Below are 19,774 nucleotides of genomic sequence, written 5' to 3'. Positions count from 1 at the left end.
TGTGGGTCGTCTCGTGAAGAGAGATTTCCGTGAGCAAGCGTACGTTCCAGCCCAACAACCGTCGCCGGGCCAAGACCCACGGCTTCCGCCTGCGCATGCGTACCCGCGCCGGCCGCGCCATCCTGGCTGCCCGTCGCCGCAAGGGTCGCGCCGAGCTCTCCGCCTGAGGCCTCGGTGCTGCCGGCGCCGAACCGACTGCGTGAGCGGTCGGACTTCGCGTCGGCGATCCGGGCCCCCGGTGCGACGCGAGCGGGATCGAGGATCCTCGTGGTGCACGCCAACGTGACCGACTCTCGTGCGGGACTTCCGCCGCGGGTCGGTTTCGTCGTGTCCAAGGCCGTGGGCAACGCCGTCGTCCGCAACCGGACCAAGCGCCGCCTGCGCGCTGCCGTCGCGACCCAGCTGCCCGGCATACCGGCAGGGGTCGACGTCGTCGTCCGAGCGCAACCGGCAGCCGCCGGCGCGACGTTCGCCGAACTGTCCGATGCGCTGAATCCGTTGTTGCACAAGGCAATTGGGCGTCTCGAGGTCGCCAGATGACGCTGGGACAGGTCGCCGCCAAGCCACTCGTCTGGCTCGTGCGCGCCTACCAGCTCGTCCTCTCGCCGCTGACCCCGCCCAGCTGCCGCTACTACCCCTCCTGCTCCGCGTATGCCGTGACCGCCCTGAGCCGGCACGGCATCGTCCGGGGAACCTGGCTGAGCCTGCGCCGGTTGGGCAGGTGCAACCCCTGGTCGCCCGGCGGCGTCGACCACGTCCCCGCCCTCCCCGGGCAGCCCGATGACGGCGAGCTCGTCGCTCGCCACATCCCCCACGAGACCACCACCTGACCCACGCCCGCGTGGGCCCACCCCGGCAGAGACGCCGGAACAACCGAAGGACAGCATGGGAGACTTCTTCAACACCCTGCTCCGCCCGATCGAGCTTCTCGTCGCGTGGATCATGTACGGGTTCCACTCGCTCTTCACGACCATCGGGCTCGACCCCGCGTCGGGTCTGGCCTGGGGCCTGTCGATCATCGGCCTCGTCATCGTCATGCGGGCGGCGATGATCCCGCTGTTCGTCAAGCAGATCAACGCCTCGCGCAAGATGCAACTCATCCAGCCCGAGCTGCAGAAGATCCAGAAGAAGTACAAGGGCAAGACCGACCCTGAGTCCCGCCAGGCGATGACCCAGGAGACGATGGCGCTCTACCGCAAGGAGGGCACCAACCCGTTCTCCTCGTGTCTGCCGATCCTCGTGCAGTCACCCTTCTTCTTCGGCCTCTTCCGCGTGCTCAACGGCCTCGAGAAGATCTCGACCGGCCAGAACGAGGAGATCGGGCCGATCACCCGCGAGGTGGCCGGTCAGGCCGAGCAGGCGACGCTCTTCGGTGCCCAGCTCTCCGACACGTTCCTCAGCGCGGACAACACCGCCACCTACGTCGTCACGGTCATCCTCATCATCCTCATGTCGGCGACGACGTTCACGACGCAGCGCCAGCTCATGACGAAGAACATGCCGGCCTCCGCGCTGGACAACCCCTTCGCCAAGCAGCAGAAGCTCATCATGTACGTCATGCCGATCGTCTTCGCGGTCTCCGGCATCAACTTCCCGATCGGTGTCCTGCTCTACTGGTTCACCACCAACCTGTGGTCGATGGTCCAGCAGTTCTACGTCATCCGGAAGATGCCGGCTCCCGGGTCGGCCGCCGAGCGGGCCCTGCACGAGCGCCTGGCCAAGCGCGGCAAGCCGATCCCCGGTGGGGCCGAGCGCAAGGCGGCCGAGGAGGCCGAAGCCGCCGAGGCGGCAGCCAAGCAGGGCCAGCGGGCCCAGCCCAAGGGCAAGAAGCGCGCGAAGAAGAAGGGGACCTCGGGGGCCGTCACCGAGAAGGCCCCGCAGACCGACAACTGAACCCATTCCAGCCGCATCAGGTCTCTGACCTGCGACGATGTGGCGCCGGACCGGCTGACGAGCACGTCAGCCGCCACGAGAGGAACCACCCATGAGTGAAGTGACCGACCAGGCCGTCGAGCCGGCGGCGAACGCCGACGAGCCCACCTCGGCGGAGGAGCAGGGCACCATGTCCGACGACACCACGGCGACGGACTCTGCCTCCGAGCCCTCGGCTGCGCCCGCGGACCTGGAGAAGGAGGGTGAGGTCGCCGCTGACTTCCTCGAGAACCTCCTCGACATCTGCGACCTCGACGGCGACATCGACGTCGACATCGACGGTGACCGTGCTGCGGTCGCGATCGTCGACTCCGAGGAGGGCCGCGTCCCCCGTCGCCTCGTCGGCGACAACGGCAAGGTGCTCGACGCCCTCCAGGAGCTCACGCGCCTCGCCGTCCAGTCCGCCACCGGCCACCGCAGCCGGCTCATGCTCGACGTCGCGGGTCACCGCGCCGGTCGGCGGGCCGAGCTCGTCGAGATCGCGCAGGAGGCCATCACGACGGTCAAGGAGAGCGGCGAGAAGGCTGCTCTCGAGCCGATGACCGCGTTCGAGCGCAAGGTCGTCCACGACGAGGTCCTCGCCGCCGGTCTCTCCTCGGAGTCCGAGGGTGTCGAGCCGCGCCGTCACGTCGTGGTCCTGCCCGCGTGAGCGATGTTTCACGTGAAACGGTGACGCACTCCGAGGAGTTCGTCACTACCCCGCCAGCCGCACCTTCGGGTGCGGCTGCGGTGTTCGGGGACCGTATGCCGTCCGCCACCCAGTTCGTCGAGATCCTCGCCGACACCGGTGTCACCCATGGGCTCATCGGTCCTCGTGAGGTGCCGCGACTGTGGGAGCGGCACGTGCTCAACTGCGCGGTCATCGAAGACGCCTTCCCTCAGGGCGCGAAGCTCATCGACGTCGGCTCCGGCGCCGGGCTCCCTGGCTTGGCGCTGGCCATCGCCCGCCCCGATCTCGACATCCACCTCGTGGAGCCGATGCAGCGGCGGACCGACTGGCTGACCGCCACCGTCACCGAGCTCGGGCTCGACAACGTGACCGTGAACCGAGGCCGGGCCGAGGAATTCGTCGGCGTGCTCTCCGCGCCCTGGGTGACTGCCCGCGCCGTCGCCCGCATCGCCAAGCTTGCCCGCTGGTGCGTGCCACTCCTCGAGGGTCGCGGGACCCTCGTTGCCATGAAGGGCCGCTCCGCCCAGGAGGAGCTCGACGCCGACCGTCGCGACCTCAACAAGCTCGGCCTCGTGGACGCGACCCTCTCCGAGCACGGTGCCGCCGTCCTCGACGAGCCCACCCTCACGCTGGACTTGGTCTTCCAACCCAAGCAACGCCCCACCAAGGGCAAGAAGAAGCGCTGAGCTCCTGCTGCTCCCTGCTCGTGGCCCCGATTCCTCCGAACCGGGGCCGCGTGCTTTCTACCTGCCTGGCGCCCCTGTCCCCGTGACGCCTGGGTGGTCGTCCGGCTGTGCCGGTTCGCTGCAGTCCATCCGCACTCGCGCGCTGAGCGCGCTTCGCGCTCCCGCCAAACCCAGCCAGCGGCGAACCGGCACAGCCTGACTCCCCAACGGCACCTCACAGCCCGGCCCGGTCCTCAGGCATACCGATCCCTGAGTCTCGCCGGACCTATCACTGAGTCGGGTCGGATCTCTCGCGCGAGTCGGGCCAGCCTCGCACCGGAGGTGCACGGCCTGGCATCCCACTGCTCGTTGGCCCGGGTGGCCGTGGCCGGTCGCCGCCCAGCGCTGAGCACTCTCGCCCTACCCGGCTCACGCCTGTCCCGACTTCACGTTCCGGGATGTCGCCCGTGAATGAGGTGACGACCGGGCACGCCATGGTCTGACGAGTGGTCGGTGGTGAGTTGAAGGTCGCGGTGAAACGAGCCGCCCACAGCGGAGCTGCTCGGAGACTGAGTCGGGACTGAGACAGGGTGATGTTTCACGTGAAACGGGACCACAGACCCAAGTGACCGCAGGGGAGCGAAGCAAGGACGGATCGCCGCTGGCTGGGCCTGACGGGAGCGCGGAGTGCGCTCAGCGCGCGAGCGCGGATGGGACTCCGGCGATCCGTCCTTGTAGCGCGACCCGAGCGAACGGCGACCGAAGCGTCCCGACCAAAGGCCAAGCCAGGCGCGGTGTTTCACGTGAAACGTTGCGCTGTGGGCGGAATGTCGAGATGGCGCGCCGGGTGGTTTGGCGTGTCGGGGGGTGGCGGGGTTGGATTGGGGCTTCCCGACCAACGACTGTGAGGTGGATCCCGACGATGGCAGTCGAGACCGAACGCCGAGTGACGCCGGGGCTGGGCTTCCCGGCCCTGCCCGGCAGCCAGACTGCCCCCTTGGGATGGCCCGGACCGGACGGCGTCGAGCGCGGTGATGTTTCACGTGAAACGGCGTCGGACGCCAACCAGGCGACTTCAGCAGAGAGTGACGTGACGAGCATCGAGGCAGCAAACGACGCGAGGACCACTGCGGCCGACGGGGCCGAGGTCGGGACCACCCACGACGCGGAGTCCCTGAACAGCGAGAGTGACCTGCCATCGGCTGACGCGGGGAATGTGGCGTCCGACGTTTCACGTGAAACGGAGGTCAGCGAGTCGGCACGGGCGGCAGAGGCGCTCGCCAATGTCTCGCGCGATGCCCACGACGACGTCGCCGACCTCCCGGCGCCAGGTGCTGACACGCCGCTCGCACAGGCGGTGGCGGCCGACGCCCGCAAGCGAATCACCCTGTCGGGCCGTGAGCTGCTCCGCCCGACTGAGACCCGCGTGCTCACGGTGGCGAACCAGAAGGGTGGCGTGGGCAAGACGACGACGACCGTCAACGTCGCAGCGGCGCTGGCCCAGGCCGGGGCCACCGTGCTCGTCATCGACCTCGACCCGCAGGGCAACGCCAGCACCGCGCTCGGCATCGAGCACCATGCTGAGGTGCCGAGCATCTACGACGTGCTCGTGGACGGTGACCCGCTGGGCAAGGTCGTCCAGGCGTGCCCGGACGTGCCGAACCTCTTCTGTGCGCCGGCCACGATCGACCTCGCCGGCGCGGAGATCGAGCTGGTGTCGCTCGTCGCCCGCGAGACGCGGCTGCAGAAGGCGGTCACGGCATACCGGGCTGAGCTGGCCGAGCACGGCGAACGCCTCGACTACGTCTTCGTCGACTGCCCGCCGAGCCTGGGGCTGCTCACCGTGAACGCGTTCGTCGCGGCCACAGAGGTGTTCATCCCCATCCAGTGCGAGTACTACGCCCTCGAGGGTCTCTCGCAGCTCCTCAGGAACATCGAGCTCATCCGCGACCACCTCAACCCGGCGCTGCACGTCTCGACGATCCTGCTGACGATGTACGACGGGCGCACCCGCCTCTCGGCCCAGGTGGCCGAAGAGGTGCGAACCCACTTCCCCGACCAGACGCTCAAGGCGACCGTCCCCCGTTCCGTGCGCATCTCCGAGGCGCCGAGCCACGGCCAGACCGTCATGACCTACGACCCCAACAGCAGTGGCGCCCTCTCCTACCTCGAGGCCGCCTCCGAGATGGCCGCGCAGAACGCCGCCGAGAACAGCGAGGACCGTTCATGAGTGACAAGCGACGTGCCCTGGGCCGCGGCCTCGGAGCCCTCATCCCGCCGGGTGGTGGGGCCAGCACCACCCGCCCGACGGACGTCTTCTTCAAGGAGCGCTCCGAGACGACGGCTCTGCCGTCGGGGTCGGTCGACACCGCTGACCGTCCGTCCGAGACGGGCGAGCAGTCGGCGCAGAACGGGTCCGGGCCCAGCCACGCGGAGAATGGCGACACTGCATCTGTGCAGGTCAGCCGCCAGAACGGTGCTGCGGAGCAGGGTCATGCCGCCACGGCGAACGGCAGCGACTCCGAGCTCGTCGCGGTGCCGGGTGCGCAGTTCGCCGAGGTGCCCCTCGACTCCATCCGTCCCAACCCGCGTCAGCCGCGGACGGTCTTCGACGAGGACGACCTCGCCGAGCTCGTCCACAGCATCCGGGAGATCGGCGTCCTCCAGCCGGTCGTGGTCCGGCGCGTGCCGGCCGACGCCACGGACGTGCCCGAGGGCGTCGAGTACGAGCTCATCATGGGCGAACGCCGGTGGCGCGCGAGCCGTGACGCGGGCAAGGACACCGTCCCCGCCATCATCAAGGCGACGGAGGACGACGACCTCCTGCGCGACGCCCTCCTCGAGAACCTCCACCGCAGCCAGCTCAACGCGCTCGAGGAGGCCGCCGCCTACCAGCAGCTGCTCGACGACTTCGGCTGCACCCAGGAAGAGCTCGCCACCCGCATCGGCCGCTCACGGCCGCAGATCAGCAACACGCTGCGACTGCTCAAGCTGCCGCCGATGGTCGCGCGCCGTGTCGCCGCCGGCGTGCTCTCGGCCGGTCACGCGCGTGCGCTGCTCGGTGTCGGTGACGGCGCGGCCATGGAACGCCTGGCCCAGCGCATCGTCGCCGAAGGACTCTCGGTCCGCTCTGTCGAGGAGATCGTCTCGATGGGCGTGGAGGACGAGAAGCCGGTCAGGAGGCGTCCTCGGGCCGGTGGGCGCCACCCGCAGCTCGACGACATCGCGGCCGGGCTCTCGGACCGCCTCGAGACCCGCGTCGGCATCACGCTCGGCAAGTCCCGCGGCAAGGTCACCATCGACTTCGCCTCGGTCGAGGACCTCAACCGGATCCTCGACGCGATGCACCTGCGCGACACGGCCTGATCGCGATCTCGGCGCCCAGGCGCCCTGCGCGCTCACGAGCCTGTTCGCCGCAGTCCCATCCGCGCTGCGCGCGCTGAGCGCGCTTCGGTCTCCCGCCAGGCCCAGCCAGCGGCGAACAGGCTCGTGCTCGCTCGGTCCATAAGTCGCCAATTCGCTTGGGGGACAAGGGGATTGGTACGGCGGACGACGAAGCCCCGGTCCAACGGACCGGGGCTTCGTCGTGAGGTGCGGAGGGCTCAGGCGAGGAAGGGCTCGAGCTCGCGGAGGAGGGCGGGCTTGGGCTTGGCGCCGACGATGGTCTTGACGATCTCGCCGTCCTTGTAGACGTGCATCGTCGGGATCGAGGTGATCCCGAGCTTGCCGGTGATGGCCGGGTTCTCGTCGGTGTTGAGCTTGACGACGTCGAGCTTGTCGGCGTGGTCGCGCGCGATCTCCTCGAGGACAGGGGCGATCGCCTTGCACGGGCCGCACCAAGGCGCCCAGAAGTCGACGAGGGTGACCTTGGAGTTCTTGACGACGTCGGTGTCGAACGAGGCGTCATCGGTGGTTCGGGTGGCTCCCATGGCGGGGGTCCTTCCTGGGTTGGTGCGGATCAGGTGTGCGGGGTGGGTGGCCGGAGGCCGGTCAGGGTGCGATGAGGGCCGCGTCGCGCGCAGGTGCCCCGGCGTGCTCGGAGGCGGCGAGGAAGCGCTCGGCGTCGAGGGCGGCGGCGCAGCCGGAGCCGGCAGCCGTGATGGCCTGGCGGTACGTGTGGTCGACGAGGTCTCCACAGGCGAAGACGCCGGGCACGTTGGTCAGCGTCGAGCGGCCCTGCACGAGGACGTAGCCCTCGTTGTCCAGGGCGACCCGGCCGGCGTCGTCAGCGGCCTTGAGCAGCTCATTGCGGGGGTCGTGGCCGATCGCGATGAACAGTCCGGTGACGTCGAGGTCGCTCTGCGCACCTGTGACGGTGTCGCGCAGGGTGATGCCGGACAGCTTGTCCTCGCCACGGATGCCGACGACCTCGCTGTTCCAGGCGAACCGGATCTTCTCGTTGGTCAGGGCCCGCTCGGCCATGATCTTGGAGGCCCGCAGCTCGTCGCGGCGGTGCACGATCGTCACGGAGCGGGCGAACTTCGTGAGGAAGGTGGCCTCCTCGACGGCGGAGTCGCCGCCACCGATGACGGCGATGTCCTGGTCGCGGAAGAAGAACCCGTCACAGGTCGCACACCACGAGACCCCGTGACCCGAGAGGCGCTTCTCGTCGGGCAGACCGAGCTCGCGGTAGGCCGAGCCCATGGCGAGGATGACGGCACGCGCACGCCAGGTGCGGCCCTCGCCGTCGACGACGGTCTTGATCTCGCCGTCGAGCGAGACCGAGGTGATGTCGTCGGTGACGAGCTCGGCGCCGAACCGCTCGGCCTGGGCCCGCATCTCGTCCATGAGGTCCGGACCCATGATCCCATCGCGGAAGCCGGGGAAGTTCTCGACCTCGGTGGTGTTCATCAGGGCGCCACCAGCGGTGACCGCCCCCTCGAACACGACGGGGTGGAGGTTGGCGCGCGCGGCGTACACGGCGGCCGTGTAGCCGGCCGGGCCGGAGCCGATGATGATGACGTTCCTGACGTCACTGTCGTCCTGGCCGTACGCTGTGGCGGGGGAGCTCACGAACACCGTCCCTTGTGTCTGTCATGGTGAACCACCGCTACATGCGGTGGTTCAGGTTGAACCGATCCTAGGCGCTCCGTGTTCCCGACACGCGGCCCGACCCGCGGTCAGGGCAGGTCGACCGGGCCGGCGAGCAGGGCCGGGTTGCCGAGCGTGCACTCGCGACCGACGGCGTATGCCGTCCGCCCACCTTCGCGGGTCACCACGACCACGGCGGCCGGGGTGCCTTCGACCAGCGCGAGGTCCACCCTCGCGCCGGTGTCGCGGGGGAGACCGAGGGCGACGAGGCAGGAGCGCACCCCGATCTCGGTCCCGATCGGGCCGATGCCGGGTGACTCCGCCGTGAGGGGCGCCGTCGGGGTGGCCGACCCGACCGCGAGGACCTCACCGGCGAGGTCTGCGACGGTGTAGGGGCGGCCGGACATCGTCACCACGACAGGACCCGGCTCCGCGGTGCCGGCGCCGGAGTCCGCGGTGTCGCGCCCCGCCTGTGGAGCGGAGTCCGTGCCGTCCTCCGACAGGCCCTCGGCGCGGCCGCCGGAGGAGCTGTCCGCCGACATGGTGGAGCTGTCGTTGCCCGAGCCGCCCAGGCCCAGCTGGCCCGAGACGACGGCGCCACCACCGACGAGCACGACGGCCGCGACGACGGCCCGGGGTCCGTAGCGGACCCACCAGGCAGGTCGGACGGGGCGGTGCGCGTCGTCCGTTCCACGTGAAACGGGGCCGCCCCCGCTGCGGGCCCCGGCGGTGTCGCCGAGGTCGGAGACGGTGACGTCAGAGTCGGTGAGCTCGGCGAGCGAGGAGTGGATGCGCGCGACGAGGTCGTCCGGCATGGGACCCGGGTCGGGGAGGCCGCGCAGCAGGGAGCGCATGCCCGTGGGGTCGTTGTCGTCGTCGTGCGTGCTCACCGCTGTCTCCTCTCCGTCATGTCGTGGGCCTCGGCGCAGTGCAACCGGGCGCGAGCAGCCGCACAGGGCTCTCCGGGGTAGGACGTCATGAGGTCTCCCGAGGTTCCCTCGGGGCATCCTCGACCTGCCCGCCCAGCAGTGCCGCCAGCGCCTCACGGCCGCGGGCGCACCTGGACTTCACGGTGCCCACGGCGACACCGAGCACGTCCGCAGCGTCCGCGACCGGCATACCGTGCATGTCGACGAGGACGAGGGCGAGCCGCTGGTGCTCGGGCAGCCGAGCGAGGGCCGCGCGGACGTCGAGGCCGGTCTCGGCCTCGGAGTGCCGGTCGTGGAGGTCGATGATGTCGATCTCGGCGACGTCGCCCGCGCGCCTGAGCACGTCGCGTTCGCGCCGGAGGCGGTCGAGACAGGCGTTGACGACGATGCGGTGCAGCCACGTGGAGACCGCGGCGTCGCCGCGGTAGGAGGCGGCGCGCCGGAAGGCGTTGATGAAGCCGTCCTGGACGCAGTCGGCAGCGAGCTCGCGGTCACCGGTCGTGCGGACCGCGACGGCCCAGAGCCGGTCGCGGTGCCTGCGGAACAGCTCACCGAACGCGTCGGGGTCGCCGCCGACGTGCAGGGCCATGAGGTCGCGGTCGGGAGCGTCCTCGAGCCCTGCCATGTCAGCTCTTGACCTCGACCTCACCGAGGATCGCGCGGTAGCGGCCGTTGTCGTCCTGCGTGAGCTTGGTGAACCACACGATGACGTACTGGCCAATCGTGCCGGCCTTGACCGGAAGGGTGACGGCGCCGTTGGCGGCGGCCTTCTCGCCGATCTTGGTGGCACCGGTGAGGGCCTTGTCGCCGCCGATGTAGACCTCGACGTCGGCGGTGTTGGCCAGGGTCAGGGTGATCTCGCGGGCCTTGACGTTGGGCCCGAGGTCGACGACCACGCCCACGCCATCCTTGAGCCCGCCGAGAGCCGAGGACGAGTAGCCCTCGGACTGCCACGTCGTCGCCGGGTCGCCGTCGAAGACGCGGGGGGCGCGGGTGCCGTTCTCACGACCGTCACCCTCGGGGTCGAACCCGTCGGCAGCGAGGATCTGGAGCGGCTCACCCACGGGACTGGGCGCCGGTCCCGTGACTCCGGGCGTGGGGGTGCGGGTTCCGGTGGCGGTGCGGGTGGCGCTGGCCGCCCGGTCGGGCACACCGCCGAAGTCGAGGTCGGTGTTGGAGCCGATGCGCGAGACGCCCCAGACCCCGATGGCGAGGGCGAGGACGAGGAAGGCGGCGACGATGCCCAGGGCCGTCTTGGACTCGTCCTTCGTCAGCGGCTCGGCCGGGACGAGGGGCGCTGGTGCCTCGAGGAACGCGTCGGTGCCCGTGCCGGGGCGGATCCGCTCGCCCTCGTCGGTGAGGCCCGGCGCGTTCGGCGCCGTGATCCGCTCGCGGAACCCACGGCGTTCGGCGGCCTTCTCGGCAGCGCGCTCGCCGACCTGGCGACCGAGCGACCCGACCCTGGACCCGGCCCGGCTCATCGCGCCGGCCACGGCGGAGCCGGCGCCCGCCATGGCTGCACCGGCTGCGGTCGCGGCGGCAGCGGCACTGGCAGCAGCGGCGCTCGCCGCAGCGCTGGCACCACTGGGCGAGCCCGGCTCGCGGTCCGCCGGAGCAGCGGAGCCGTCATCGGTGGTGTTCTGGGGGCGGTAGGTGATGGCGGCGGTGCGGGCGCCCGGGCCCGTCGTCGGGTCCTGGGCCGTCGCTTCGTCCTGGGCGGACGTGGTGTCCTGGTCCGGGGCCGTCCGGCGCGTGTCGCCGGACGTGACGGTCAGGTCTGCCTCGCCCGTTGCGCTGTCGGTGGTCGGGCTGTCGGCGGGCGCGTTCCGGGAGACGGGCTCGAGCTCGGCCGTGTGGTCGAGCGGCGCGGTAGCGCCGCCACCCGCCACCGGGATCGCCTCGGTGGGCGGGCTCGTCTGCGCCGACCGGTCGATGACGTGGGTCGGTGCGTCGTCCTCGAAGACCTCGACCGGCTCGTCGGCGCTGGTGGTGGCGGCCGAGGTCGCGGCAGCCGGCAGCTGGGACGGCACCGCGGCCAGCTCCTCGGTGGGCGCCTCGGGCGCTGCCGTCGAGGGGGGCGTGACTGTCTCGGAGCGCGCCGGCGTGGGGCCGGCCGGTGCTGGGCGGGCGGGCGCGGGTGCGGTGGGGGAGAGCGCGGCCGGGGACAGGGCCGCGGGAACGCGCGGGTCGACCGCAGCGGTCGTCGCGATGGTCGAACGGCCGGCGACCTGCCGGGAGGGCCACGGCGCGATCTGCCGGGCGAAGTCACCGGGTGAGGTGGGCCCCTGGTCGTCACCGAGGGTGAGGCGGCAGAGCGCGTCGAGGTCGCGCGGGACGCCCGCAGCGATCTCGGACGGCGCGGCGACCCCGCCGAGGACGCGAGGTGCGGCCCCGAGCGTGGTCTCGGTGGGACCGGGCCACAGACCGGTGAGGCCGGCATACGTCAGTGAGACGACCCCGATCGCGTCGCGCCGGGAGGCCTCCTCGGACTCGACGTCGTCCAGCTCGACGATGGCCGCGCTCGTCGCGACGCCCCGGAGGCGGACCTCGCCGTCGACGGTGCGCAGGACGTCCTCGGGACGCAGGTCGAGGTGGTGAAGGCCGCGCTGGCGGGCCGACTCGAGGGCGGTTGCGACCTCGCCGACGATGCGCCGGACCTCGTCGGCGGGCAGGCCGCCCTCGTGGACGAGCTGCGCGAGCGAGCGGGCGCCGGAGGTGTCGGCCTCGACGACCCAGGCGACGCCGCGCTCGCGGCCGACGTCGAGGACGCGGTGCAGGTTGGGCGTGTCGAGCCCGGCGGCACGTCGTGCGGCGTCGAGGACGGCGCTGGCCCGGTGGTCGGAGTCGGGCAGGCACAGGATGACGACGGAGCGACCGAGCGTGGTGTCGTCAGCGGTCCACCGCTCACACCCGTGGCGCTGCTCGGTCCTGCGCTGGGTGGTGTACCGCCCGTCGAGGGTGGTTCCGGGTCCGACGCCCTCCAACGGGTGCCCCTTCCGCTCGGTGTGGCGCCCATCCTAGGTGGGCCCGGAGTGGAAGCCGGGCTCAGTCTCCGGCGAGCCGCTGCCAGGCCAGCCGGGCGATGCGGCGCTCGTTCGGGAAGGTCAGGTGGCGGTGCGCGTCGCGCAGCGGGAACCAGGCGACGTCGATGGCCTCGTGGTCGGGGTCGTTCTCGATCGTGAGGTCACCACCGACCGCCTCGAGGAGGTAGTGGTGGACGTACTTGTGGATCCGCCGCTCACCGACGGCGAACCAGTAGTCGATGGTGCCCAGCTCGATGAGGACGGTGCCCTGTATGCCGGTCTCCTCCGCGACCTCGCGGGCGGCGGTCTGCGGGAGGGTCTCGGCCCCCTCGATGTGTCCCTTGGGCAGGCACCACTCGACCCGGCCGGCCCGGTTGCGCCGCGCGATGACGGCGATCCGGGCCTGTCCGTCGTGCACGTCGACGACGACTCCGCCGGCCGAACGCTCCTCGACCGCAGGCAGCCGCCGGGTGACCCGGGGTGGCTCGGCTGCGGCATGACTCATCTGGTCACTCTAACCACGTCGGCATCGGCACGACCCGGGCCGAGGGGCTGGAGGAGGGTCAGGGCCCATGCCGCCGGGGCGCTCGTCCGCAGGCTCGGCGCGGACCCTTCGACATGGACGGGCGCCTGGTCGACGCCGCCACTCGCGGGCCGATCGGCTCGGTGCTCGGGTCACGGTCGAGGCCCGCGCCACGCTCGCCGCCCCCTTCTCCGGGCGGCACGTGGGACGCGGGGGCACGAGAACGCGTGAACGGGGTGGCCCGGCAGGGCACCTAGTCTTGTCTTCCGTGTCGTCCACCCCGCCTCCCGCCGCGCTGATGAAGCAGGCCGTCGCGCGCCTCGCGCCGGTGCTGCCGCTGCTCACCGACCTCGGGTCGCGTTTCACCGCGGCGGGTCACGAGCTCGCGCTCGTGGGAGGCCCGGTGCGTGACGCCTTCCTGGGCAGGACGCCGCCGGACCTCGACTTCACGACGAGCGCGTCGCCCGAGCAGACCGAGGCCATCCTGCGGGCTTGGGGGTCGGCGACGTGGGACATGGGGCGCGAGTTCGGGACCATCGGAGCCGTCCGGAGGGAGGCCGGCACCGAGACCACGGTCGAGGTGACGACCTACCGTGCCGACGCCTACGACGGCGTGACCCGCAAGCCCGTCGTCGCGTTCGGTGAGTCCCTCGAGGACGACCTCGTCCGCCGCGACTTCACCGTCAACGCGATGGCGCTGCGGCTGCCCTCCCTCGAGTTCGTCGACCCGCACGGCGGCCTGGCCGACCTCGGGGCCGGACTCCTGCGCACCCCCTCGACGCCCGATGTGAGCTTCGGGGACGACCCGCTGCGGATGATGCGCGCCGTGCGCTTCGTCGCGCAGCTGGGCCTCGCCCCCGCGCCCGAGGTGTCGACGGCCATGCGCGAGATGGCCGCCACCCTCGAGATCGTCTCGGCCGAGCGGGTCCGGGACGAGCTCGTCAAGCTGCTCCTGGCCCGGAACCCGCGGGCCGGGCTGGAGCTGCTCACCGAGACCGGACTGGCGGCGCACGTGCTGCCCGAGCTCCCGGCGCTGCAGCTCGAGGTCGACGAGCACCACCGCCACAAGGACGTCTACGTCCACTCGCTCATCGTGCTCGACCAGGCGATCGCGCTCGAGGGACCGAGCGACGGTCCGGCCGAGTCGGTGCCCGGGCCCGACCTCTGGCTGAGGCTGGCCGCCCTGCTCCACGACATCGGCAAGCCGCCGACCCGCCGCTTCGAGGCGGGGGGTGGCGTGAGCTTCCACCACCACGAGGTCGTCGGCGCCAAGATGACGGCCAAACGGCTCAAGGCGCTGCGCTTCGACAAGGACACGGTCAAGGCGGTGTCCCGCCTCGTCGAGCTGCACCTGCGCTTCCACGGCTACGGCGACGGGCAGTGGACGGACTCGGCGGTCCGTCGCTACGTCACTGACGCCGGGCCCCTGCTGCAGCGGCTGCACCGGCTCACCCGGGCCGACTGCACGACCCGCAACGCCCGCAAGGCCCAGCGGCTCTCCCGCACCTACGACGAGCTCGAGGGGCGGATCGAGAAGCTCCTCGAGCAGGAGGAGCTCGGCGCCGTCCGGCCCGAGCTCGACGGCAACGAGATAGCCGAGGTGCTCGGCATCACGCCCGGCCCCGTGCTGGGGCGCGCCTACAAGTACCTCCTGTCCGTGCGCCTCGACGAGGGTCCGGTCGGCAAGGAGACCGCCGCCGAGCGCCTGCGCGCCTGGTGGGCCGATCAGCCCGAGTCGCAGTCGCCCTAGCCGTCGGGCGGCGCCGCACTCGCCGTCCGCCCTGTGTCCAGCCGGACGCGGGCCAGAGCACGCGTCCGGCCGCACGCCAGCGCCCTGAACCACCTGACAGCTGCCACGAGCTCGCGCGATGGGGAGAACTCCCCATCGCGGCCGGTTGAGCACGGGGATAGGGTTGTTCGGTCCATGCAGAGCGCCCCGACCCGGGCTCTCCACCAACCCCTCGGAGGTGGCCGATGCCCACGGTGGGCCATCCCAGTGCTCTCAGCCCGGCATACCCGCGCATCGAGCTGACCCTGCCCGACGAGTGGGTCGCCGAGCCCGGGGGTGACGCCCTGTTCCGCGCCACCCACGGCAGGGGAGGCGACCTCGCGCCGGAGCTCACGGCATACGTCCACACGTCTCGCGAGGCGAGCACCGCGGACCTCGTCGACGACCTCGCGACCGGCGCCCAGGAGCACGAGGAGGGCGAGGCCGACCCGACGTTCGAGGTCGAGATCGGCGAGCGCACGTGGACCGGGCTCAACGTGTCGTGGATCGAGGACGGCGAGCCCGTCTACGTCGTCCACCTCGTCACGCCGGTCGAGGCCGGCGAGGTCACCCACCTCGTCCGGCTGTGCGGGCGGGTCGCAGGGCCGGACTCCGAGCAGGACTACGAGGGCGTGCAGGGCATCCTCGAGACCGTGATCGTCGACCCGATGGGTGGCGGCGCGTGAGCGGGCACTACGCCTCGCTCACCGGTCCGGACGTGCGCATCCGCTCCGGATCCGCGACCCACGTCGGGCGGGTCCGGGACCACAACGAGGACAGTCTCATCGCCGAAGGGCTCGTCTACGCCATCGCCGATGGGATGGGCGGCCACGCCGCCGGCGAGGTCGCGAGCGGGATCGCCGTGCAGAGCCTCGGCGAGCTCAACACCCGCACCCACGTCCGCTCCGAGGACGTCGTCGCCCTGCTGCGCCACACCAACAACCGGATCCTCGAGTCCGCCGCGCACCACCCCGAGCAGACCGGCATGGGCACGACCGTCGCCGGGCTCACCGTCGTCGACGCGGGCGGCGCCGACCACTGGATCGTCTTCAACGTCGGTGACTCGCGGGTCTACCGCTTCCTCGGCAACCGGATGAGCATGGTCACCCAGGACCACTCGGAGGTGCGCGAGATGGTCGACGCCGGCCTCATCACCGCCGAGGAGGCGCTGCGCCACCCCCTGCGCAACATCATCACGCGCTCCCTCGGCACCGACCCGGGGCCGAACGCCGACGTCTGGGTCTTCCCGCCGCACCCGGGGGAGCGGTTCGTCCTGTGCAGCGACGGGCTCTCGAACGAGGTCGACGACCGCACGATCATGGTGGCGCTGCAGAAGTACGACGACCCGCAGCAGGTCGCGGACGCCCTGTGCCAGGCCGCCCTCGACGCGGGCGGTCGTGACAACATCAGTGTCGTCGTCGTCGCCTTCGACTCGGACGAGGACGACACCGACGAGGCCGACACGGCTCCCCGTCACACCCTGACGCCGACCTGAGGACGACCACACCGTGAGCAGCACCGACGTCACGACCCAGACCCCCAAGGGCTGGGTCGCGCTGTCCGCCGGGGACCGGCACCTCGTCGTGCAGGGCTCGGCCGCTGTGGCCGAGGACCTCAGGGATCCGCTCAAGGCCGGCCTCGTCGAGGTGCTCGAGGCCCTCTCGCGTGACGGGCTGCGCGCCCTCCCGGACTTCGCCCTCGTCGACACCTCGGGCGAGCAGGCGCGCGTGCTCGTGCGTGGTGCCGCCGTCGTGCGCGCCGACGGTGACGAGGTCGTCGCAGACGGTCGTATGCCGTGGCGCGACCTCGACCTCTCGGCCTCCGCGATCGAGCTGGCCGGGCCCGGTGGCCGAGGTGGTTGGCAGCGGCCCACCCGACTCGGTCGCCCGGCAGGTGCGGGCGCTGCGGCGGTGGCGGGCGCAGCGGCAGCGACCGAGGCCGCGCCGGAACCCGAGGCAGAGCCCCAGCCACACGACGGGCCCGAGCCCCAGCCCGAGCCCGAGGCCGTGGACGACGCGTCGGCGTCGCAGCAGCTCTCCCCGGCAGCCCTGGCGCCGGCCACGCCGGCCGTCCCGCCGGCGGACCTCACCCTGCCCCCGTCGGAGGAGTACGCCGGGTCGGCCCCGGCCGAGCGGGTCACCCCCGAGCCGAAGCCGCCGGCCGAGAAGAAGGTCCTCATCGACAGCGTCCCGTGGCGCACGCTGCCCGACGGCGGGGGTGCCGGGACACCGGCGGCCTCGGCCCCCGTCACGCAGGCCGCACCCCCCGGGGCGTCGGCAGCGGCGGCGGCGGACGTCGCCCCTCCGCCGCCGGACCAGCCGGAGCCGGACGCCGCCTCCGGGCCGACGGGTCCGGACAACTGGGGGCTGACGGGCCCTCCGCCCGGCTTCGCCCCATCCGGCGACGAGCCCGCGCCGGCGCCCGGCCACGCGCCCGATCCGGCCGCCGCAGTCAACGCCGACGCCGAGCGTCCCGCCACCAGCGCCCTGCCGGTGCCGGACGTCACGATGGACCGCAGCGCGCTCAACCCTGCCGCTGACGGGCCGGCGGACAGCCCGATCGTCCTCGCCGTCATCTGCCCGGCGGGACACCACTCCTCGCCGCACGCGAGCGCCTGCCGCGTGTGCGGGCGCGACATCCCGACGCAGCAGCCGTTCCAGACGCCGCGCCCCCAGCTGGGCGTCTTCCGCGTCTCGACGGGAGGGCTCGTGCCGCTCGACCGCGGGATCCTCCTCGGCCGCTCGCCCAAGGTGAACTCCGACCTGCCGCCGAGCAGCCGGCCCCACCTCGTCCGGCTGGCGTCGCGCGACAACGACATCTCGCGCAACCACGCCGAGGTCATCCTCGAGGGCTGGCACGTGCTCGTGCGCGACCTCGGCTCGACCAACGGCACCACCGTCACGCTCCCCGGCCAGGAGCCGGTCCGGCTGCGCCCGACCGAGGACTTCGGCATCGAGCCGGGTGCCGTCGTCACGCTCGCCGACGAGGTCGCGCTGACCTACGAGGTCTCCGAGTGACGCGAGCAGCACCGGGGGCGGCGCCGGAGATCCCGGGTCTGGTCTACCGGCAGCCGCTGGGTTCGGGCGGCTACGCCGACGTCTTCCTCTACGAGCAGCAGCAGCCGCGGATGCCCGTGGCGGTCAAGGTCCTCAAGCGCGACGGGCTCACCCCGGCGATCCGGAGGCAGTTCGTCGAGGAGGCCAACACCATGGCCCAGCTCGCGGACCACCCCTACATCGTCCAGGTCTTCCGCAGCGAGCAGCTCGCCGACGGCGGTGCCTACCTCGTCATGAAGTACTACCCGCCGCCCAACCTGGCCACCCGGGCCAAGCGGGAGCGGCTCACGGTCGAGGAGGTGCTGCGCACCGGCATCCAGCTGGCCAGCGCCGTCGAGACCGCCCACCGGGCCGGCATCGTCCACCGCGACATCAAGCCGGCGAACGTCCTCGTGAGCCAGTACGGCGCACCCGGCCTCACCGACTTCGGCATCGCCGGACGGGCGGTCGGCCAGGAGGAGCACGACGAGGACGTGGGTGTCTCCGTCCCGTGGTCGCCGCCCGAGGTGCTCTACGGCCAGAGCAACGGCGACGCCCGCAGCGACGTCTACTCCCTCGGCGCCACCCTGTGGCACCTCCTCGTCGGGCGCTCGCCGTTCGAGCAGCCGGGAGGCGACAACTCGGCCTACGCGCTCATGCCCCGGATCCGCGCGACGCCGGTGCCCCAGACCGGGCGGGCCGACGTCCCGCTCAGCCTCGAGCGCCTCCTCGGCCACGCCATGGCCAAGAAGCCCGACGCCCGACCCCAGTCGGCCATCGACCTCGCGCGTGGGCTCCAGGCGATCGAGCAGGAGCAGCGCTTCGCCCGCACCCCGATCGTCGTGCTCGACGAGTCGGGCCACACGACCGTCGCCGACAGCACCGGGCAGCCCGCCCCCGAGCACACCGACCCCGACCGCACGAGCGTGCGCGCGCCGCGCGTGGCCTCGGCCCAGGCCATGGCGCCGACCCCGACGTCGACGACCCGGCCGGCGGCCGACGACGTGGACCTGTCGCCGCAGCCCGCCACGATCAGCGGTGGTGCGCTCCTCGCCGGCGTCGGCGTCCTCATGCTCGCCCTCGTCGGTGCCCTCGTGTGGGCCATCGGCTTCCGCGGCGGCGACGAGCCGACCGACGCCTCGACCGACCCGCCCACCGCGTCGGTGACGGCCGGCCCGGGCGGCCCGGTCGTCGACGTCCCCGAGCCCCCGTTGATCGACGGCCAGGGCATCGCGGGCGGCGCGGTCTTCACATGGCAGTACGCCGGCGTCCGCAAGGGCGACTACTTCCGGATGCGGATCGCGCCGAGCGAGGCCCAGGTCGCCGACGCCGCCATCACGACCGTCCGGGTCATGCCGCACCGCGTGACCGCCAAGCCGGGCCAGTCCGTCTGTGCCCAGGTGGCCGTCGCGCGCGCCGCCGGCCCGACGTCGGCATACTCGCGGGTCAAGTGCGTTCAGGGAGGATGAGCCGATGGCCGTGACCGTGGAGTTCTGTGGGGAGGAGTTCACCGCTCCGCTCGACGCCCCGCTGACGATCGGGCGGGTGGCCGACATCGAGATCGACGACAACCCCTACCTGCACCGGGTCTTCCTCCAGGTGCACCGCGAGCACGACCTGTGGTGGCTCACCAACGTCGGCTCGACGCTCACGGCGACGGTCGGCGACCGCAAGGGGCTCTTCCAGGCGTGGCTGTCGCCGGGGGCGCGGATCCCGCTCGCGCTCGAGGCGTTCACGGTCTGGTTCACCGCCGGCCCGACGACCTACGACTTCGACATCACCGTCGACGACGCGACCTTCACCTCGATCGTCACCGAACCCGAGCTCGAGCCCGAGGACTCCCCGGGCGAGACCACGGTCGGCCGGGTGTCGATGACGCCGGACCAGAAGCTGCTCGTCATCGCTCTCTGCGAGAGCTTCCTGCGGACGACGTATGCCGGCCAGGGCCAGATCCCGTCGTCCGCCCAGGCGGCCGAGCGGCTCGGCTGGACCACGACGAAGTTCAACCGCAAGCTCGACAACGTCTGCCAGAAGCTCGCCGACGCGGGGACGCGTGGCCTGCACGGCGGCCCGGGCAAGCTCGCCAGCAACCGCAAGGCGCGCCTCGTCGAGCACGCGCTCTCCACGCGGATGGTGACCGAGGCGGACCTCGCGCTGCTCGACTGACGCGGGGGCGGCATACGGGCCGTTCGGCGACC

The 19,774-nt window shown here is 72.0% G+C and carries 20 protein-coding genes; 14 read left to right on the top strand and 6 right to left on the bottom strand.

What is annotated here, in order from left to right; all coding sequences use genetic code 11:
- Positions 1–29 precede the first annotated feature (29 nt).
- The 8 genes from rpmH (at position 30) to LL946_RS07190 (ending at position 6,633) form a co-directional block, all read left to right on the top strand.
- Positions 30–167, top strand: a complete 138-nt coding sequence (rpmH, locus tag LL946_RS07225) for a 50S ribosomal protein L34 (protein WP_010849920.1) — start codon at positions 30–32, stop codon at positions 165–167.
- A gap of 7 nt (positions 168–174) precedes the next feature.
- Complete coding sequence (gene rnpA, locus LL946_RS07220; protein ID WP_404386252.1) at positions 175–540, top strand: ribonuclease P protein component; 366 nt, start codon at positions 175–177, stop codon at positions 538–540.
- A complete protein-coding gene (yidD, locus tag LL946_RS07215; RefSeq protein ID WP_404386250.1) occupies positions 537–830 on the top strand; it encodes a membrane protein insertion efficiency factor YidD in 294 nt (97 codons plus the stop codon). The genes rnpA and yidD overlap by 4 nt, the downstream gene beginning before the upstream one ends.
- Before the next feature lie 55 nt (positions 831–885).
- A complete protein-coding gene (gene yidC / locus LL946_RS07210) occupies positions 886–1,893 on the top strand; it encodes a membrane protein insertase YidC (RefSeq protein ID WP_404386248.1) in 1,008 nt (335 codons plus the stop codon).
- Positions 1,894–1,984: 91 nt separating this feature from the next.
- Positions 1,985–2,581, top strand: coding sequence for a protein jag (locus tag LL946_RS07205; RefSeq protein WP_404386246.1), 597 nt, complete (start codon positions 1,985–1,987; stop codon positions 2,579–2,581).
- Between the two features lie 20 nt (positions 2,582–2,601).
- Positions 2,602–3,288 (top strand): 16S rRNA (guanine(527)-N(7))-methyltransferase RsmG, encoded by a 687-nt coding sequence (rsmG, locus tag LL946_RS07200; protein WP_404386244.1) that lies wholly within the window; start codon positions 2,602–2,604, stop codon positions 3,286–3,288.
- A 901-nt stretch (positions 3,289–4,189) separates the two neighbouring features.
- On the top strand, positions 4,190–5,497 hold the full coding sequence (locus LL946_RS07195) for a ParA family protein (protein ID WP_404386242.1): 1,308 nt from the start codon (positions 4,190–4,192) through the stop codon (positions 5,495–5,497).
- Positions 5,494–6,633, top strand: coding sequence for a ParB/RepB/Spo0J family partition protein (locus LL946_RS07190; protein WP_404386240.1), 1,140 nt, complete (start codon positions 5,494–5,496; stop codon positions 6,631–6,633). The genes LL946_RS07195 and LL946_RS07190 overlap by 4 nt, the downstream gene beginning before the upstream one ends.
- A gap of 236 nt (positions 6,634–6,869) precedes the next feature.
- On the opposite strand, the gene trxA is transcribed toward LL946_RS07190, so the two are convergent.
- The 6 genes from trxA to LL946_RS07160 form a co-directional block, all read right to left on the bottom strand.
- Positions 6,870–7,196 (bottom strand): thioredoxin, encoded by a 327-nt coding sequence (gene trxA / locus LL946_RS07185; protein ID WP_404386238.1) that lies wholly within the window; start codon positions 7,194–7,196, stop codon positions 6,870–6,872.
- A 61-nt stretch (positions 7,197–7,257) separates the two neighbouring features.
- Complete coding sequence (trxB, locus tag LL946_RS07180) at positions 7,258–8,286, bottom strand: thioredoxin-disulfide reductase (protein WP_404386236.1); 1,029 nt, start codon at positions 8,284–8,286, stop codon at positions 7,258–7,260.
- Between the two features lie 101 nt (positions 8,287–8,387).
- On the bottom strand, positions 8,388–9,188 hold the full coding sequence (locus LL946_RS07175; protein ID WP_404386234.1) for a hypothetical protein: 801 nt from the start codon (positions 9,186–9,188) through the stop codon (positions 8,388–8,390).
- Between the two features lie 85 nt (positions 9,189–9,273).
- Entirely contained in the window at positions 9,274–9,852 is a 579-nt protein-coding gene (gene sigM / locus LL946_RS07170; protein ID WP_404386232.1) for an RNA polymerase sigma factor SigM, read from the bottom strand.
- Position 9,853: 1 nt separating this feature from the next.
- The gene (locus tag LL946_RS07165; RefSeq protein WP_404386230.1) at positions 9,854–12,211 is read right to left on the bottom strand and encodes a hypothetical protein; all 2,358 of its coding nucleotides are present in this window, start codon (positions 12,209–12,211) and stop codon (positions 9,854–9,856) included.
- Positions 12,212–12,272: 61 nt separating this feature from the next.
- On the bottom strand, positions 12,273–12,755 hold the full coding sequence (locus tag LL946_RS07160; protein WP_404386228.1) for an NUDIX hydrolase: 483 nt from the start codon (positions 12,753–12,755) through the stop codon (positions 12,273–12,275).
- 316 nt (positions 12,756–13,071) lie between these two features.
- On the opposite strand from LL946_RS07160, the gene LL946_RS07155 reads away from it, so the two are divergent.
- The 6 genes from LL946_RS07155 (at position 13,072) to LL946_RS07130 (ending at position 19,742) form a co-directional block, all read left to right on the top strand.
- The gene (locus LL946_RS07155) at positions 13,072–14,523 is read left to right on the top strand and encodes a CCA tRNA nucleotidyltransferase (protein ID WP_404386821.1); all 1,452 of its coding nucleotides are present in this window, start codon (positions 13,072–13,074) and stop codon (positions 14,521–14,523) included.
- Between the two features lie 224 nt (positions 14,524–14,747).
- Positions 14,748–15,227 carry a hypothetical protein gene (locus LL946_RS07150; protein WP_404386226.1) on the top strand — a complete coding sequence of 160 codons (480 nt, stop codon included), beginning with the start codon at positions 14,748–14,750 and terminating at the stop codon, positions 15,225–15,227.
- Positions 15,224–16,036 carry a PP2C family protein-serine/threonine phosphatase gene (locus LL946_RS07145; RefSeq protein WP_404386224.1) on the top strand — a complete coding sequence of 271 codons (813 nt, stop codon included), beginning with the start codon at positions 15,224–15,226 and terminating at the stop codon, positions 16,034–16,036. Before LL946_RS07150 ends, LL946_RS07145 begins: the two co-directional genes overlap by 4 nt.
- Before the next feature lie 13 nt (positions 16,037–16,049).
- A complete protein-coding gene (locus LL946_RS07140) occupies positions 16,050–17,558 on the top strand; it encodes an FHA domain-containing protein (protein WP_404386222.1) in 1,509 nt (502 codons plus the stop codon).
- Positions 17,555–19,045, top strand: a complete 1,491-nt coding sequence (locus LL946_RS07135) for a serine/threonine-protein kinase (RefSeq protein ID WP_404386220.1) — start codon at positions 17,555–17,557, stop codon at positions 19,043–19,045. Before LL946_RS07140 ends, LL946_RS07135 begins: the two co-directional genes overlap by 4 nt.
- Positions 19,046–19,049: 4 nt before the next feature.
- On the top strand, positions 19,050–19,742 hold the full coding sequence (locus LL946_RS07130) for a hypothetical protein (protein WP_404386218.1): 693 nt from the start codon (positions 19,050–19,052) through the stop codon (positions 19,740–19,742).
- The last annotated feature ends 32 nt before the right edge of the window (positions 19,743–19,774 follow it).

The sequence above is a fragment of the Knoellia locipacati genome, assembly GCF_044791685.1.
GTDB lineage: Bacteria > Actinomycetota > Actinomycetes > Actinomycetales > Dermatophilaceae > Knoellia > Knoellia locipacati_A.
Note: the sequence above shows the minus strand (reverse complement) of the source record. Positions and strands in the feature narration are given on the sequence as shown.